The organism is Streptomyces sp. B3I8, from assembly GCF_030816915.1.
GTDB lineage: Bacteria > Actinomycetota > Actinomycetes > Streptomycetales > Streptomycetaceae > Streptomyces.
This window is the reverse complement of the sequence record NZ_JAUSYN010000002.1, coordinates 6,002,460-6,018,229: the sequence shown is the minus strand read 5'-3', so window position 1 is coordinate 6,018,229 and position 15,770 is coordinate 6,002,460. Positions and strand designations below refer to the sequence as shown.

Annotated in this window: 18 protein-coding genes; 16 read left to right on the top strand and 2 right to left on the bottom strand. The window is 69.7% G+C overall.

Features of this window, described 5'->3' with window-relative positions; genetic code table 11:
• Window positions 1-14: 14 nt before the first annotated feature.
• Genes QFZ64_RS28865 through QFZ64_RS28855 form a run of 3 tightly spaced genes read left to right on the top strand, consistent with a single transcriptional unit; the run spans window position 15 to window position 2,285 of the window.
• Window positions 15-494, top strand: coding sequence for a PPC domain-containing DNA-binding protein (locus QFZ64_RS28865; protein WP_148013091.1), 480 nt, complete (start codon window positions 15-17; stop codon window positions 492-494).
• Between the two features lie 13 nt (window positions 495-507).
• The gene (locus QFZ64_RS28860) at window positions 508-1,776 is read left to right on the top strand and encodes a hypothetical protein (protein ID WP_148013092.1); all 1,269 of its coding nucleotides are present in this window, start codon (window positions 508-510) and stop codon (window positions 1,774-1,776) included.
• Window positions 1,773-2,285 carry an NUDIX hydrolase gene (locus QFZ64_RS28855; protein ID WP_148013093.1) on the top strand — a complete coding sequence of 171 codons (513 nt, stop codon included), beginning with the start codon at window positions 1,773-1,775 and terminating at the stop codon, window positions 2,283-2,285. The genes QFZ64_RS28860 and QFZ64_RS28855 overlap by 4 nt, the downstream gene beginning before the upstream one ends.
• Here QFZ64_RS28855 and QFZ64_RS28850 read toward each other — a convergent pair.
• Both QFZ64_RS28850 and QFZ64_RS28845 read right to left on the bottom strand, forming a co-directional pair.
• A complete protein-coding gene (locus QFZ64_RS28850; RefSeq protein ID WP_148013094.1) occupies window positions 2,258-3,325 on the bottom strand; it encodes an aldo/keto reductase in 1,068 nt (355 codons plus the stop codon). The genes QFZ64_RS28855 and QFZ64_RS28850 overlap by 28 nt on opposite strands.
• Entirely contained in the window at window positions 3,325-3,759 is a 435-nt protein-coding gene (locus QFZ64_RS28845) for an ATP-binding protein (protein ID WP_307070412.1), read from the bottom strand. Before QFZ64_RS28845 ends, QFZ64_RS28850 begins: the two co-directional genes overlap by 1 nt.
• Window positions 3,760-4,549: 790 nt before the next feature.
• On the opposite strand from QFZ64_RS28845, the gene QFZ64_RS28840 reads away from it, so the two are divergent.
• From QFZ64_RS28840 to QFZ64_RS28780, 13 genes are all read left to right on the top strand, one after another.
• Entirely contained in the window at window positions 4,550-4,753 is a 204-nt protein-coding gene (locus QFZ64_RS28840; protein ID WP_148013095.1) for a DUF5999 family protein, read from the top strand.
• A gap of 80 nt (window positions 4,754-4,833) precedes the next feature.
• Window positions 4,834-5,388 carry a hypothetical protein gene (locus QFZ64_RS28835; protein ID WP_307070411.1) on the top strand — a complete coding sequence of 185 codons (555 nt, stop codon included), beginning with the start codon at window positions 4,834-4,836 and terminating at the stop codon, window positions 5,386-5,388.
• Between the two features lie 179 nt (window positions 5,389-5,567).
• Window positions 5,568-7,376 carry a glycoside hydrolase family 15 protein gene (locus tag QFZ64_RS28830; protein ID WP_148013097.1) on the top strand — a complete coding sequence of 603 codons (1,809 nt, stop codon included), beginning with the start codon at window positions 5,568-5,570 and terminating at the stop codon, window positions 7,374-7,376.
• A gap of 68 nt (window positions 7,377-7,444) precedes the next feature.
• The gene (locus QFZ64_RS28825; RefSeq protein ID WP_307070410.1) at window positions 7,445-7,828 is read left to right on the top strand and encodes a hypothetical protein; all 384 of its coding nucleotides are present in this window, start codon (window positions 7,445-7,447) and stop codon (window positions 7,826-7,828) included.
• A 12-nt stretch (window positions 7,829-7,840) separates the two neighbouring features.
• A complete protein-coding gene (locus QFZ64_RS28820) occupies window positions 7,841-9,163 on the top strand; it encodes an ATP-binding protein (RefSeq protein ID WP_307070409.1) in 1,323 nt (440 codons plus the stop codon).
• A complete protein-coding gene (locus tag QFZ64_RS28815; RefSeq protein WP_148015018.1) occupies window positions 9,160-9,582 on the top strand; it encodes a roadblock/LC7 domain-containing protein in 423 nt (140 codons plus the stop codon). The genes QFZ64_RS28820 and QFZ64_RS28815 overlap by 4 nt, the downstream gene beginning before the upstream one ends.
• Window positions 9,579-9,947, top strand: a complete 369-nt coding sequence (locus QFZ64_RS28810; RefSeq protein WP_222723906.1) for a DUF742 domain-containing protein — start codon at window positions 9,579-9,581, stop codon at window positions 9,945-9,947. The genes QFZ64_RS28815 and QFZ64_RS28810 overlap by 4 nt, the downstream gene beginning before the upstream one ends.
• Window positions 9,925-10,527, top strand: coding sequence for an ATP/GTP-binding protein (locus QFZ64_RS28805; RefSeq protein ID WP_261995125.1), 603 nt, complete (start codon window positions 9,925-9,927; stop codon window positions 10,525-10,527). Before QFZ64_RS28810 ends, QFZ64_RS28805 begins: the two co-directional genes overlap by 23 nt.
• Window positions 10,524-11,795, top strand: a complete 1,272-nt coding sequence (locus QFZ64_RS28800) for a cytochrome P450 (RefSeq protein ID WP_187286141.1) — start codon at window positions 10,524-10,526, stop codon at window positions 11,793-11,795. Before QFZ64_RS28805 ends, QFZ64_RS28800 begins: the two co-directional genes overlap by 4 nt.
• 5 nt (window positions 11,796-11,800) lie before the next feature.
• Window positions 11,801-13,051, top strand: coding sequence for a cytochrome P450 (locus tag QFZ64_RS28795; protein WP_148015019.1), 1,251 nt, complete (start codon window positions 11,801-11,803; stop codon window positions 13,049-13,051).
• A 44-nt stretch (window positions 13,052-13,095) separates the two neighbouring features.
• Window positions 13,096-13,623 carry a LuxR C-terminal-related transcriptional regulator gene (locus QFZ64_RS28790; protein WP_307070408.1) on the top strand — a complete coding sequence of 176 codons (528 nt, stop codon included), beginning with the start codon at window positions 13,096-13,098 and terminating at the stop codon, window positions 13,621-13,623.
• Entirely contained in the window at window positions 13,620-14,237 is a 618-nt protein-coding gene (locus tag QFZ64_RS28785; RefSeq protein WP_307070407.1) for a DUF6624 domain-containing protein, read from the top strand. Before QFZ64_RS28790 ends, QFZ64_RS28785 begins: the two co-directional genes overlap by 4 nt.
• A 120-nt stretch (window positions 14,238-14,357) precedes the next feature.
• Window positions 14,358-15,674 (top strand): transcriptional regulator, encoded by a 1,317-nt coding sequence (locus tag QFZ64_RS28780; RefSeq protein ID WP_250400414.1) that lies wholly within the window; start codon window positions 14,358-14,360, stop codon window positions 15,672-15,674.
• Window positions 15,675-15,770: the final 96 nt, after the last annotated feature.

The following is a 15,770-nucleotide window of genomic DNA, read 5'->3' as shown; positions in this document are numbered from 1 at the left end:
GGACGCCCCCGACCATGCGCTTCGCCCAGGTCCGTTCCGGCCGGCAGTTCGTTCTCGCCCTCGACCACGGGGAGGACCTCCTCGACGGACTAGCGCGGTTCTGTGAAGAGCAGGACATCCGGTCCGGATACATCCCGACGTTCGTCGGCGGGTTCCGCTCTGCGCGCCTGGTGGGCTCCTGCGAGCCCCTCGCTGACCCCGAGGCCCCCCTGTGGGAGGAGATCACCGTCGAGACGCTCGAGGCGCTCGGTGGCGGGACGCTCGCGTGGGACCTGGAGAATGACTGCCTGGCACCTCATATTCACGTCGCGGCCGGCATCAAGGGCGCGTCGGCCGACGGGCGGGTGTCTCACTTGCTCGGCGCGAAGGTGCAGTTCATCTGCGAGATCCCCATCGTCGAATTCGTCGGCGACGCGCCGGGCCCGGCGCTGACGCGGCGCCGCGATCCGAACCTGTACGACGTCCCTCTCCTCGGCTTCGGCACGGGCAGCTGAGGGGGAGACCGCGATGCGCAGGTCGATCCTCTTCCCGAAGGTGGTCGAGGCTCGGCGCATGCGCGTCTACGAGACGTTCACGGTGCAGTTCGAGCGGGCTGCCAAGGAGGTAGCCCGGCTGGACGGTGACGCCACTCTCGCCTCGGTGTACGTCTCCCGGTCCACCTGGGACCGGTGGATGGTCGGGGACATCAAGGGGCTGCCGCGGCGCCCAACTTGCCGGATCCTGGAGCACCTTCTCGGCGAGACGGCTGAGCGGCTGTTCGGGCCGGCCCATCCGGACGCCCACCAGCGGGCCGAGACCGGGGCAGCAGCAAGTGCCGAACGCTCGCTGGGAAATCTCGGGTTATCACCGCACGTCGCCGCTATGGAGTCGTTCCGGCTCGCGGACCGCCAGCTCGGTGGAGGCCACGTCTACCGGTCTGTGGTGCACTACCTCAACACTGTCGTCGCCCCGGGCCTCTTCAGCACGACGGACCAACGTGAGAATGGCGAGGTCGCGTTCGGGGCGGCGGTCGTGCTCACGGAGATGGCGGCGTGGATGGCTCACGATGTCGGACGGGACGACCTGGCCTCCGGGCACTTCGATCGCGCGCTGCGTCTGGCGCAGAGCCTTGTAGACGTGACCGCGGGCGCGAACGTGCTGGCGGGCATGAGCCACCTGGCCTTGCAGACCGAGCAGGTCACCGCCGCCGCTGACCTCGCCCGCAGCGGGCTGACACGACTTGCCGTCGGCCCCCGGGTCCCGGCCCTCTCGGCCCGCCTCCACGCCATGGAGGCCCGCGCGCTCGCCCAGCTCAACGAGGGACGCGACGCCCAGCGGGCTCTCGACTCGGCACGTAATGCCCTGGCTCTTGCGCGTTCCGTTCCGACTTCGCACTGGGTGGCGCCGTTCGACGAAGCGGCGCTGGCCAGCGAGGCCGCCTCCGCGCTGCTGGATCTCGGCGCGCTCGACGCTGCGGCCCAGGAAGCGGAACGTGCCCTGGCGCTGCGCGACGCGAGCCGGGTCCGAAGCATGGCGTTCGGACAGGTCACGCTGGCGCGGGTCTTGCTGGCGCAAGAGCAGGTCGACGCGGCCTGTCAGGTCGGCGTGGAGCTGCTGACCGCTGGCCAGTCGGTCACCTCTCTGCGGCTGAGCAGTCAACTCGACTCGCTGCAGGCCGAATTCGATCGGTACCGCCAGGTGCCCGAGGTCCGCGACCTGCTCTCGCGTATGGCCGCGGCTGCTCAGCACCGTAGATTGCTGCTCGGCAGTCTCGCGCTACCGGAAGGTCCGCAGTGAACGATGCCCCCAGGCCGGGAGACCCTGGCCGCAACGCCTACCTGGCCGAAGGCAACGCCAAGCAGGCCCGGAAGCGGGCCGCTGCCGATGCCCTGGTTCGAGACGGGGACGGCCGACTGCTTCTGGTGAACCCGACCTACAAGGACGGGTGGGATCTTCCCGGGGGCATGGCGGAGGCCAACGAGCCCCCCGATGCCGCTCTTCGCCGGGAGCTCCGCGAGGAGCTCAGCCTCGACATCACCAGCCTGCGGTTCCTGTGCGTCGACTGGGTCGAACCGCATGGCCCATGGGACGACTACCTCGGCTTCGTCTTCGACGCTGGCGTTCTGTCACCCGAACAGGCCGCCAAGCTGAAGCCTTGCGACGAGGAGATCTCCGAGCACGGCTTCTTCGACGTCACCGAGGCGCTGCGTCTGCTGCCGGACCGGCAGCGGGCCCGAGCGCAACAAGCCTTGAAGGTGCTGGACGACGGGATTCCGCGCTACCTCCGCAACGGGGTGCCCTGCTGAACGGGGACGGCTGCGCGCCCGTCTCGGCTGGTCACCTCCCCGGAGAGGCTACGGTCCTCGGTAGGGCTCACCGTGCTTCGGATGCGGCGGAAGACCTCCTCGATCACCGTCAGGTCCTTGGCGCACAGGGGCTGGCCGAGAGAGTCAAAGTACCGGCCGACTTGTTGCCGATCGCCCACGCCGACGATCACCACTGCGTTCTGCACCTGGTGAAGGATGAACCGTAAGGCCACCCGAAGCAGGGCATCAGCGGACGAGCCAAACCGGTCGGACAGTACGGCGAGGCCGTGCGTGATAGCCGATGTCTGCATGTCCGTTCGGTCGTCCGCCAGGCCCTCCGTCCGCGGGCGGCGGCCAGCGAGGACGCCGTTGGCCAGCGGAGAGGCGACCAGCAGGCCGACGCCGCGGCGGGCGGTGAAGACGCCGAGGTCCTCGCCGTCTCCGAGATCGGCCAGCGGGAGCAAGCCGCTCGCCTGCGTCCAGACCACGTTGGGGCGAATCTGGTCGAAGAGGTCCAGGAAGCGGCGGATAAAACGGGCCGAGGAGCGGCCATCCGGGCCGCGCAGACCGATCGCTCGTATCTGGCCCAGATCCCGTAGCACGCGCATCTGCTCGATGACAGGGCCGAGGTAGCGGTCGCCGGTGCCGAAGTCGTACGACTCAAGGGTGTAGACGGCGAGTTCGTCGAGGTAGAGGTTCTCCAGAGTCTGTTCGAGCTGGTGCCGCAGGCGCGGACCGGCATACGGGTGGGGAGCAGAGCCCCGGACCCGGCCGACCGTGCTGGATACCCGCACGTTGTGGCCCGGGTTCTCCTTGAGGATCTTGCCGATGAGCCGCTCGGCGTGGCCGTACCGGTGGCTGTCTGCCGTGTCGATGAGTTCCACACCGGACTCCACGGCGCGGCGCAGCCCGTCGAGCAGTTGAGCGTCGTCCGGCTGAACGGCGGTCTGGGCCCACCGGGAGGTGCCTGTGCCGATGCCCAGAGGGCCCAAGAGCAAGTCCCGAGCCACGGGGCGGTGGGTGAGATCATTCGGCAGCATCAGTATGTGTCACCCGCTCGATGCAGAAAGACCGCGACGACTCGTTTCCCCGCGTCGTCGTACTGAACCCGCCAGGCACTTGCCAGTGCGTTCACCAGAAACAAGCCTCTCCCGTCCACATCGTCATCGTCGGCCCGTACCGGATTCCGTGGCACCGCGGCCGTGTCCCGGCCGCCGTCGCGGACCTGGACAACCGTCCCCCACGGGTACAGATCGAGGGAGATGCCGAGGGCCTCTCCGGCGTGCTCGAGGGCGTTGCCCACCAGTTCGTCGGCGACCAGCACCACGTCGTCCTTGTACTCCTCGTCGGGGGTCTCCGTGAGCGCGCTGCGGACTATGCGGCGGGCGGCGCTCTGCGGCGCGTCGAGGCCGCGGAGGTCGAGCGCGGCATGCTTCACGGGGCCGCCGGCGGCGCGGTCTTGGCCGCGTGCCAAGGCCGTACTGGTGGGACCAAGCACGGGATCACTCCTCGCTGCGTTCGCGATGCCCGGGGAAACGGACTGGCAAGTCCTGGCGAATACCGTGGCCCATCACGCAGCGCTGGCGACAGCGAAACGGACCCCCCACTTCTCCCCACTTCGCCGCCGGGCTCGCGAACGTACCGAGGCGGGACGACAGTCACAGAGGAAAGGATCCGCACAAAGGATCGGGATTTGCGCAGCTCCCCCAGCACTGCGACCACGAACAAGGCGTCCTTTGCGCCCCGATTCTGACCGCGTGCTGACGCCGACAGGATTGCCGAGAGCGGCTTTTAGCTGGCAGAACGCAAATGAGGGGGACCCTTCAGCCCCACTATCCCACCCGCGAGCGCCCTTATCACCATTCACGCATTTCAGTCAAGCACTTCCAGTGAAGTGGGGTGAAGTGGGGGCGGCGCGGCCGGCCTCTAGCGGTGGGCCCTCACACAAGCCTCGACACACTGATTAATGACCGAATTCACCCCTTTTGCCTGCGGGACCGGTGACGCGTGGGCGAAATCCCGACTGTGCTCGCCGATGTCGAAGTGGGGAGAAGTGGGGGTCCGTTTTCGCTACCGACAACGCCCCCAAGGGGCAACGCTATTCACAGGTTCACGCAACGCCAGGCACACGTAATTCGGCTGGACAGCTCCGCCTGCCACCCGTTGTCTGCCGCGGCGAGGGCTTCCGCCGCAGCAGCCGGTCTCTTCCCTCGTCAACCCGCCCGTGCCATCCCCTCCAGCTCCGCTTCCCCCAAGGATTCGCCATGTGCCAGCACAAGCCCGCCTGCCCCTCCGCCCAGGCCACGGACCGCGAGGCCGCCACCGTGGTCTCGGCGCACCCGGACCAGGGCTGGTCGCTTCTGTGCAACGGCGTGGTGCTCTTCGATGACACCGGCGAGATCCTTCCCGACGGGAAGATCGTCGCCCCTCGTCGAGTGACCGGCGTCGTGGCGTGTGCCGCCGCATGACCAGCCATCGGTACATGCAGGGTGGCCTTCCGGTGCCGTACGTGACCGCGTGGACCGCGGAGACGCACACGGTGCCCCCCGTGGTCCTGCACCGCACCAGGCAAGGGATCGGCTACGCGGACGAGGTGCCGTACGACCGCGACATGGAAGGCGTGCTGTGGATCCGGCAGGCCATCGCCCCGGGATCCGGCAGGGCGTTGTTCCCGAGCGTCCACGCTCTGCGCCAGCGGCGGGCGATCAGCCGAATGCTGTGTCAGGTGTGCGGCGCCGACACCCTGGAGCAGGATCCGGAGCGGCAGTTGTTTCTTCTCAAGGACGTCGGCCGGCCGGTGGGCCAGGGAGAGCTGACCACCGCCGCACCAGTCTGCCCGCCGTGCGCGCTCATCGCGGTCAGGCACTGCCCGCATCTGCGCAAGCACGTCGCGGCCTGGGTCGAGCGGCCGGTGACCTGGGGAGTCACGGGCATTCCGTACGACCGGCGCACTCTGCTGCCTGTTCCCGGCGACGACCTCGCCATGGTCGCCTACGACGATCCCGCGGTCCGCTGGCTCGTGGCCACACGTCAGGTGCTGTCTCTCGAAGGCTGTACCGCCGCGAGCCTGAGCGACCTCAGCGCGACAGCCGGTGCCCGGTGACCGAGGTGTCGACGTGCCCGTCCCCCGGCATCCGGCCGCGCTCGCCGGGACTTCGGTCCCGTCCGCCCCCCGTGCACCGCCGTGGCATTGGCCGAGCCGCACATCACCCGCTGCTACCCACCCGCGCTCCATGCCCCCGCAGGCATCGGGGCGCCCGCACCTACTGAGATGGATATTCCATGGCTGGGCGTATCGAGGACTACGCACTCATCGGGGACATGCAGACCGCCGCCCTGGTATGCCGGGACGGCAGCGTGGACTGGTTGTGCCTACCCCGCTTCGACTCCCCGTCGGTCTTCGCCGGGCTGCTCGGCACCAAGGAGAACGGCTTCTGGCGCCTGGGACCGGCCTGCGCCGACGGGGTGAACCCGCCGGCCGCCGACCGGCGGGACTACGAAGGGGACTCGCTGATCCTCCGCTCGGAGTGGGACACCCTCCAGGGCACCGTGCGCGTCACGGATTTCATGCCGCCACGAGACGGCGCCCCTCAGTTGGTCCGAATCGTCGAGGGCCTGAGCGGCCAGGTGCAGATGCGCTCCGCGCTGCGGATGCGGTTCTCCTACGGCCGCGTGGCGCCGTGGGTGAACCAAGTCGGTGCCCGCACCGCGGCCGTGGCCGGGCCCGACTCGGTCTGGCTCGACGCCTCAGTGGCCTCGCGAGGTGAAGACCGCACGACATATTCCGACTTCACCGTTCGGGCCGGCGAGCGGATCGCCTTCACCATCAGCTGGCAGCCCTCCCACAAGGGCGAGCCCCCGCTCCCGGAGCCGTATTCGGCGCTGGAGACGACCGGCGAATTCTGGCGCGAGTGGGTCGACCAGTGCACGTACAGCGGTCCGTACCGCGATGCGGTGGTCCGCTCGCTGATCACACTGAAGGCGCTCACCTACGCCCCGACCGGCGGGATCGTTGCCGCCCCGACCACCTCCCTGCCGGAGGAGATCGGCGGGGTGCGGAACTGGGACTACCGGTACACCTGGCTGCGGGATGCGGCCATCACGCTCTCCTCGATGTTGCGCACCGGCTACCGCGAGGAGGCGCGCGCTTGGCAGGACTGGCTGCTGCGGGCGGTGGCCGGGGACCCGGAGAACCTACAGATCATGTACGGCATCGCCGGCGAGCGCGAGCTCGCCGAGGCGGAGCTGGACTGGCTGGACGGGTACGAGGGCTCTACCCCGGTCCGTATCGGCAACGGAGCTGCCGACCAACTCCAGTTGGACGTCTACGGCGAGACCATCGAGGCGCTGCACCTGGCCGACGAGGCCGGGCTGGCGCCGAACGACCACACGGCCGCCCTGCAACTCAAGATGATCGCCTACCTGCAGGACCACTGGAGGGAGCCGGACGAGGGCATCTGGGAGATCCGCGGCCCGCGTCGGCACTTCGTCCACTCCAAGGTGATGGCCTGGGTCGCCGTCGACCGAACCATCAAGCTGATCGAGGCTGGGCGCGCGGTCGGGCCGCTCCAGCAGTGGCGCGAGCTGCGGGATGCCATCCATCGGGACGTCTGCGAGAAGGGCTTCGACCAGGAGCGGAACACGTTCACCCAGGCGTACAGCTCCCGCGAGCTGGACGCCTCGTTGTTGCTGATCCCCCAGGTCGGCTTCCTGCCGCCCGAAGACAAACGCGTCATCGGCACGGTCGAGGCGATCCAGCGGGAACTGTCGACCAAGGACGGGTTCATCCTGCGGTACCGCACCGGCGGCCCGAAGGCGAGTCTGGACGGGCTGTCCGGTGACGAGGGCGCCTTCCTGGCTTGCTCCTTCTGGATGGCCGACGACCTCGCCATGATCGGCCGCGTCGACGAGGCGCAACAGCTGTTCGAGAAGCTCTTGGCCCTGCGCAACGACCTGGGATTGCTCGCCGAGGAGTGGGACCCGCGGCTCAAGCGCCAGGTTGGGAACTTCCCTCAGGCGTTCAGTCACGTGCCGTTGATCGACACGGCGCTGCGGCTCCAGCGCGCCCGTTCTCTTGCGGAGGCGGCATGAACCCGCAAAACCCGAGGGTTTTCGATCTGTTCCGCGCCTGTGCCGGCCCGGAACCAAGGCTGTTCCCCGTGGGTGCCCGCTTCGAGGTCCTCACACTGCCCGAGGGCGATGCCCGGGCGGTGATCGGAGTGCTGGCCCACCACGAGCCGCATCCGGTCGGCGCGGCCATCGCCGCCGACGGCGGGTGGAGTCTGCTGCTCCCGCCCGGCTCCCACTGGGAGGTGTGGCCGCCCGGAGCGAAATACCAGAACTCGGGCTCGTTGGTGGTGCCGCCGGTGATCGGAACCCAGAACGGCTCGCCGCGGTGGGCGAGGTTCGGCAACGCGGCCGGACGCGCCTTCACGGCCCCGCTCCTTCTGAGTCGTGCACTGGCCGCGATCAGCGCACACGAGGAGAACGACAGCGGTCCGGCGACGGTGCCGCCCCGCGTTCCGACACCCGAACTCGTATGAGGACCTGACCTGATGACCGCCCTGATACAGGACGCCGCGCTTGCCCTGCTCGCGCCGGGCTTCGTCTGCGCGACCGTTGCCGCCGTCCGCTACCGCCGGACAGCACACAGCCACGCCACCGACAAGGCCGAACTGGAGGAGGTCCTCCAACGAGCGCAGAGCCTTTCCGCTCTGCGGGACCAGGAGATACAGCACCTGGCCACGCACAGGCTTCCCGCGCTGGCCGGGGAGCTATGGGGCGGCTCCGGTGGCGACGCTGGGCAGCCGCTCCACCCTGAGCTGGCTGGCACCGTGTTCGCCCAGGCCGAGAAAGAGATCCTTCAATACTTCGGCACCCTTGCGGAGCAGGCGTCCACTCGCGCGGAGCAGGCGGCCCAGGCTGCCGTGCAGTCCGTGACACGAGCACTCCAGGCGCTGGTTTACGAGCAGCAGCGCGCGATCAGCTCGATGATCGACCATCACGACGACGAGAAGGTCCTGGCCGACGCCTACGAGATCGACCACGCCTGCAGCCAGCTCGCCCGCAAGGCCCAGATCGTCGGGCTCTTGGCTGGCGCGTGGCCGGGGCGGCAGCGAGACGAAACCCCGTTGCTGGACGTCGTGCGCGGGGCCGAGTCGCGCATCAAGGATTACCGCCGGGTGCGGATCACTGGGGAGCCCACTGAGTACGTCCGCAGCACCGTCGTCGAGCCGGTCGTCCTGGCCGTGGCCGAACTCCTGGACAACGCCGCCCGCAACTCGCAGCCGGGAACGACCGTGGAGGTGTACTTCGTCCACGCGCACAACGGCGTCAGCATCGTCATCGACGACGCCGGCATCGGGCTGACGCCGGAAACCCGCGCTGACGCCGCGCGGCTGCTGACCGGGAAGGAGCCGGTACGCCTGACGCAGCTGCGCAACCCGCCCCGGCTCGGGTTCCTCGGCATCGGCGCGCTCGCCGAGCGCTACAGCTTCCACGTCTCCGTGGCACAGCAGTCCGACCACGGCGGCGTGCGCGCGATCGTCCACCTCCACCGCGGCCTCCTCGTGCCCGCCCCGGCACCGGCCGCACGGCAAGCGCAACTGCAGACGCCGCAGCCGGACACCGGCTTTGCCCCTTCCGGCTCTTCCCCGCACCCGCACCCGCACCCGCCGGAGGCTCCCCAGAACAGCGGCGCGTATCCGGTGGCCGACGACGGCCTGCCCATGCGCCGCCGCGCCAAGCGTGCGCACGGCCAGCCGGCCACCCAGCCTGCCAGCCAGCCGCCGACCGACGGCGGCCGCAACCTTGCCGCATTCGTCCGCGGCACACGAGCTCCCCACCAGAACCCCACCGACGAGGAGAACACCCAGTGAGCGCCCCTTCCGCACCCTCCGCTGACCTGAGCTGGATCCTGGACGAGCTCGTCAACGTGCCGCACATCCGGCACGCGGTGTTGCTGTCCGCCGACGGCCTGCTCACCGCCGCCTCCTCCGGCGTCGACCGGGAGTTGGGCGAAACGGTCGCCGCGATCGCCTCGGGCATGCAGTCCCTCAGCCGTGCGGGGGCCGCCTTCGCCAGCGGTGACCCCAACTCGCCGTGGGAGCAGACGCTGACGCAGTTCGGTAACTCCTTCCTCGTCCTCATGGCCGCGGGCGACGGCAGTTACCTGGCCGTCGGCGCCGACCGGGACGCGGACATCGGGGATGTCTCCTACCGCACGGTCAAGACGATCGACCGCGTCGGTCAGACCCTGGGAATCGCGCCGCGGCAGGACCGGACCGGCAGCGCGTGAACGGGTCCCGAGCCAGCGGCGGAGACCGGCTGGTCCGGGCCTACGTGGTCACCGGTGGCCGAACCGCCGCCGCGCGCAACCACTTCGACCACATCACCCTGATCAGCCTCTCCGCCTCCTCCCCCCACCTCGACCGCACCCGACTGACCCCCGAGCACCGGGGCGCTCTGGACCTGCTGTCCATCAGCGCCTACTCGGTCGCCGAACTCGGGGCGCACCTGGTCCTGCCGCTGAGCGTGATGCGGATCCTGCTGGCCGACCTCATGGAGTCCGGCCACATCACCACCCAACGACAGATCACCCAGACCACTGGGCTCGACATCAAGCTCCTGGAGGACGTCCTTGCCGGGCTTCAACGCCTCTGACACCCGGGTGGCGCCGCCCCTGCGCGGCAACGAGCGCACAGCGAAGCTCCTGATCGCCGGCCACTTCGGCGCGGGCAAGACCACGCTCGTCCAGACTCTCTCCCAGATCACCCCGCTCAGCACCGAGGAGGTGATGACCAGCGCCGGCGTCGGCACCGACCACACCGACCTGCCGGGCAAGACCAAGACAACCGTCGCCATGGACTTCGGCCGGCTCTCGCTCAGCGACGACCTCGTGCTCTACCTGTTCGGCGCCCCCGGCCAGAAGCGGTTCTTCCCTGTCCTGCGTGACCTGTCCTTCGGCTCGCTCGGCGCGCTGCTCCTTACCGATACACGCCGCCTGACCGACACCTACCCGATCCTGGAGCTGATCGAGGGCCTCGCGCTGCCTTACGCCATCGCCGTCAACGCCTTCGACGACGCCCCGGTCCACACCGACGAGCGACTGCGTGAGGTCATGGACCTCGAGCCCTCGACACCGCTGGTGACGTGCGACGCGCGCGACAGACGCAGCTCCACCAACGCCCTGATCGTCCTGATGCGCCACCTGTTGTCCCTCGCCCCGGAGGCATCCCGTTGACCACGCCCCAGCCCGCATCCGGCCGCTGCCCCGCGCATGTCGGCGAGGCCGCCCGGCCCGACCGCCCCTTCCGGCCGCTGCCGATCTACGGTCCCGAGTTCAACGCCGACCCCCACGCCACCTACGCGCTGCTGCGCGCCCAGGGCCCGATCGCCCCGGTGGAGATCTCCCCCAGCGTATGGGGCTACCTGACCACCACCTACCGTTCCGCGCTGTACCTCCTGCGCAACACGCCGAACCGGTTCGCGAAGAACCCCCGCCACTGGCAGGCGCTGGCCAATGGCCAGGTCCCGCCCGACAGCCCGGCGCTGATGATGATGCAGCCGCGCGACAACGCGCTGTGGATGGACGGCCATGAGCACGCGCGGTTCCGTCACGCCATCACGGGGAGCCTGGCCCGCGTCGACACTCACGCCCTGGCGGCCACCGTCACCCAGATCGCCGACCAGCTCATCGACGCCTTCGCCCCGACCGGTGTCTGCGACCTGGTCGCCCAGTACACGGACCCGCTGCCGATGCTGACGGTGATCGAGGTGTTCGGCAGCCCGCCCGAGATCGGCCGACGCATCACCACCGCCATCGCCCGCCTGTTCGACACGGACCAGGACGCCGCGGCGGCCAACGCCGACCTGGAATACGCCTGCCTGGCCCTGACCCACCTCAAACGGGGAGCACCCCAGCGGGACGTCACCAGCTGGCTGATCGAGGCCGGTCTCAGCGACGAGGAGATGGTGCAGACGATCCTGCTGGTCATCGGGGCGGCCACCACCCCGAGCAGCAACCTGATCATGAACGCCCTCCAGCGGATCATCACCAACCCCCTGTTCGCCGGCAGCGTCCACGACGGCGTCCAGCCCGTCTCCGACGCCCTCGACGAAGTCCTGTGGACCGACCCTCCGGTCTCCAACTACAGCCCGCTGTACGCGCTGGGCCAGCAGACCTTCGAGGGCATGGTGCTCCAGCCCGGTTACCCCATCCTCGTCAGTTTCGCCGCGGCCAACGGCGACCCCTCCCTCGGCCTCGCCCCCACCTCCTACGCCGGCAACCGCGGGCACCTCGCCTTCAGCGCCGGCGTCCACGCCTGCCCCGCCCCCGACCTCGCCCGGATCATCGCGGAGACCGCCATCGAGCGCGCGCTCGACCGCCTGCCGCACCTGGCCCTGGCCACCACCCAGTTGATCCGCCGCCCCGGCACGTTCCACTCCGGCTTCACCGCTCTGCCCGTCCGCTTCCAGCCCGCAGCAGCCCTCGCCCCGACCGGAAGGTGACCGACATGACCACGCAGACGCCCGCCCGCTGCCCGTACCGGATCGACGGAGCCGGCACCGACATCCACGCCGAGGCCACCACCCTGCGCGCCCTCGGGCCGGCCACCCACGTCGAGCTGCCCGGCGACGTGGCGGCCTGGAGCGTGACAGACCCCGACCTGATCCGACGGCTGCTCACACACCCCGACATCTCCAAGGACGCCCACCGGCACTGGCCCGCGTTCATCAAGGGGGAGATACCCGCCGACTGGCCGCTGCGGGTCTGGGTCGAGGTCCGCAACGCCCTGAGCGCTTACGGCAGCGAGCACACCCGTCTGCGCCGGCCGCTTGCGGCCGCGTTCAACCCGCGCCGGGTCCGCGCCCTTCGCCCGCAGATCACCTCGATCACCCGCCAGCTCCTGGACGAGCTCAGCGACACCGCCCCGGACGAGGTCGTCGACCTGCGGGCCCGCTTCGCCTGGCGGCTGCCACTGCTCGTCGTCAACGTGATGCTCGGCGTGCCCGAGGAGCTCCACGACGGCTTCCGGGCCGCGATCGGCGCCCTGTTCGACACCTCCCGCAACGAGCAGGAGGCCGCCGCCGCGTACGCCGAGACGTACCGGCTGCTGAACCTGCTGGTGGAGACCAAGGGCAAGCAGCCGGACGACGACGTGGCCTCCACGCTGATCGCCGACCACGACAGCGGGACGCTCAGCCGCCAGGAACTCCTGGACAGCCTCATGCTGGTCATCGGCGCCGGACACGAGACCACCGTCAACCTCCTCGACCACGCCGTAGTCAACCTGCTCACCCACCCCGACCAGCACGCCCTGATCGCCTCCGGCAAGGCGGCCTGGGAGCAGGCCATCGAGGAGACGCTGCGGCACCAGGCGCCCATCGCCAGCATCATCATGCGGTTCCCCACCCGCGACATCGAGGACGAGCCGACCGGTCTGACCTTCCGGCAGGGCGACGCCATCGTCATCAACTACGCCGCGGGCGGCCGCGATCCGCACGTCCACGGCGCCAGCGCCGACGCCTTCGACATCACCCGCACCACCGCACGGGAGCACCTGGCGTTCGGCCACGGCCCGCACTTCTGCCCTGGCGCGCCGCTGGCCCGGCTGGAGGCCGCCATCGCCCTGCCAATGCTCTTCGACTCCTACCCCGAGCTGCGCCTGGCCGTCGATCCCGAGGAGCTCAAGCCGCTGTCCTCCTTCATCTCCAACGGCCACCGGCATCTGCCCGTCCGCCTTCGGCCCCCGGCCGATTCCTGACCACCCACCCCACCACCACGGCCTGTGGCCGGAAGGGAAGACGCATGGCTGCCACCCTGCGCTCAGCAACCGAGTTGACCACCTTGACGCCCACCGAGAAGCGCGTTGCCGAGAAGATCGCGGCCGGTCTCAGCAACCAGGAGGCCGCAGCCGAACTCGGGATGCAGCCCGGCACCCTGGGCCGGCACGTCATGAACATCGGCCTCAAGTTCGGCGTCAGCTCCCGTCCGGCCAAGATCCACGCTGCGCTGGCCAGCGGCCAGGCCCTCGCTCCGGAAGCGCCGGACACCGTCCCGGCCTTCACCGAGGACGAATTGCTCCTGCTCCGCGCGGTCGCCACCAAATCGGACAACGACGAGATCGCCGCAGCCGCACGCATCGCCCCGGCCTTGGTGACGACCCGCATCCGCGACCTGGCCGACAAGGCCGGGGCGCTCAACTCCAGCCACCTGGTGGGCATGGCCCACGCCTGGCAGCTCCTGGACTCCGAGACGGCCACGAAGCCGGACACCTCGGCCTCGCCGTCGCCGACCACGCTGCCGGACCATCGCGCCTCCGGAGGTACGCAGTGACGACGCCCCACCAGCACCAGCCGCAGCGGCCCGACATCGCCCAGACCCTGATCCAGCATGCCAAGGCCGCCAGTGAGAACCGGCGGGCCGCCCGTTCCACCGCCGCGGCGCAGCAGGGACCGGCGGGGGCCGACGCCGCGCTGCTCACGGACCAGGCCAACACCCAGGTACTCGCGCGGATCGTGGCCGCCCACGGGTGGCCCGGCCGCAGCCTCGTCGGCGAGGAGGCCGCGCGGGCCGCGCTGACGCTCGCGCTGCACGCCGATCACGACCTCCGTGACCAGAACGGATTCCTCCGCGCGGTCCACGAAGCCGCCCAGCAACGCGAGGCGAGCGCGGGCCAGTGGGCGCGCTTGTACGACCGGTGTCTGGCGCGCGACGGAAAACTGCAGGTCTACGGCACGCAGCACCGCCGTCGGTCCGACGGAGAGCTGGAGCTCTACCCGGTCCAAGACCACGATCAGCTCGACGTCCGGCGTGCACAGGTCGGGCTGCTCCCCCACGCAGAGCAGTTCCGGCTCCTGCGCGAGCGCCTGGCGGGCGGGAGCGGTTCGTTACCGGTCCCGGTAACGGACCACGACGAGGACCTCGCCTTGGCCGGGAGTAATCCGTGAGCAGGGCCAGCGGCTGCAGCCGACTCGCACGGGCTCCGCCCCAGGGAGCCGCTGAACGCACGGAACCCAGCTGGTACCACTTCGATCTTTTCCCTGACTCCACCGGGATGGGGCGGCGCGATGATGAGTCCGAGATCAGAGAAGGCGGAGCGAAACGAGGTCTTACTCAAGCATCTGGAGACGCTGGACTGGTCGATCAGCGGCTTCGCACGCCGGATCGCCGCACGCTGTGAGGCGATCCGTTTGCCCTACGCAGTGGCCACTAGCACCGTCTCTCGGTGGTGCAAGGGCGCGACTCCCGGCGAGGACCTCGCAGCCGCCGCCTGCCATGTACTGTCGGCAGCGCTGCACCGGGTAGTGACGCCGGAGAGCTTAGGTTGGCCGTCCGACACCGGCCTGGTCGCGGTGCAATCGTTGGAATACCTGGACGTTCCCCACGCCGTACGCATGCTGTCGAAGCTGTGGGCCCTGGACGCCATGCGCCGGCGCAGCGTGGTCAAGAGCGCGTTCTCACCGAGCGTGTTTGGTCCCGCGTCGCGCGAGGCGCTCGTGATGCCGGCGGACGCCGCCATCGGTGGCCACGGGCAGCACAGGGTCACCGCAGCGGACATCGACCTGCTTGACGAGCAGACTCGGTTGTACGGCAAGCTGGACTCCCAACACGGCGGGGGCAAGTTCCGCAGTGTGTTCGCGTCGATGATGGACACGCACGCAACACCGATGTTGAACGGGAGCTTCTCCGCACGAACCGGTCGCCGACTGTACGGCAGCGTGGTGGACGCGGTTCTTGCGATGGCCTCGATGGCCTACGACGATCAGCTCCCCGGTTTGGCGCAGCGCTACGACCTTCAGGCAATGCGGCTGGCCCAGGCGATCGGAGACCGCGCCCGCATCACTCGGGTCCACATCCACCAAGCCCGGCTGGCGGCAACGCAGGGCGGGCAGGCGGATGTGCTCGCTCACGCGCGCAGTGCTGTGCTGGCGGCCGAGGGAGCGCCTCCCCTCGTCAGGGCCTATGCGTGCGTGACCGAAGCTCGAGCATGGGCGCTGAACGGACAGCCGGATCAGGTCGTGGCGGCGGTGAAGCGGGCCCGCGAGTTCTTCGCCCGCGCGCAGAGCAGCACCGGTCCGGCCTGGCTGGAGTGGTTCGACTTCCGTGAGCTGGAGGGACAGACGGCGTGGGCGTTTGCCGTTGCCGGGCTGGCCGAACAGGGGGCGCAGGCCCTGAAGGAGGCGTCGGTCCTTTCATCGGACCGGACACGCGACACGGTGGAACTCCTGATTACCGAGGCCGAACTGGCGCGGCTGCGCGGTGACTCGGCCGAGCACGCGGCCGTGGCGAAGCGCGCCTCCCAGGCGTCCCAGCATCTGATGAGCCGTCGGCTCTCTGAGCGCCTCGACCGCCTGAAGGCGGGCGAGCCGCTGCGAGGCTTCTGACCACCTCGGCCCGCACTGGAGACACATCTAGTTCTGTTCACGAGCTCCGGCTCCGACGGCAGATGTGCACGACTTCGGGAGGTGCTCCGACCGGGC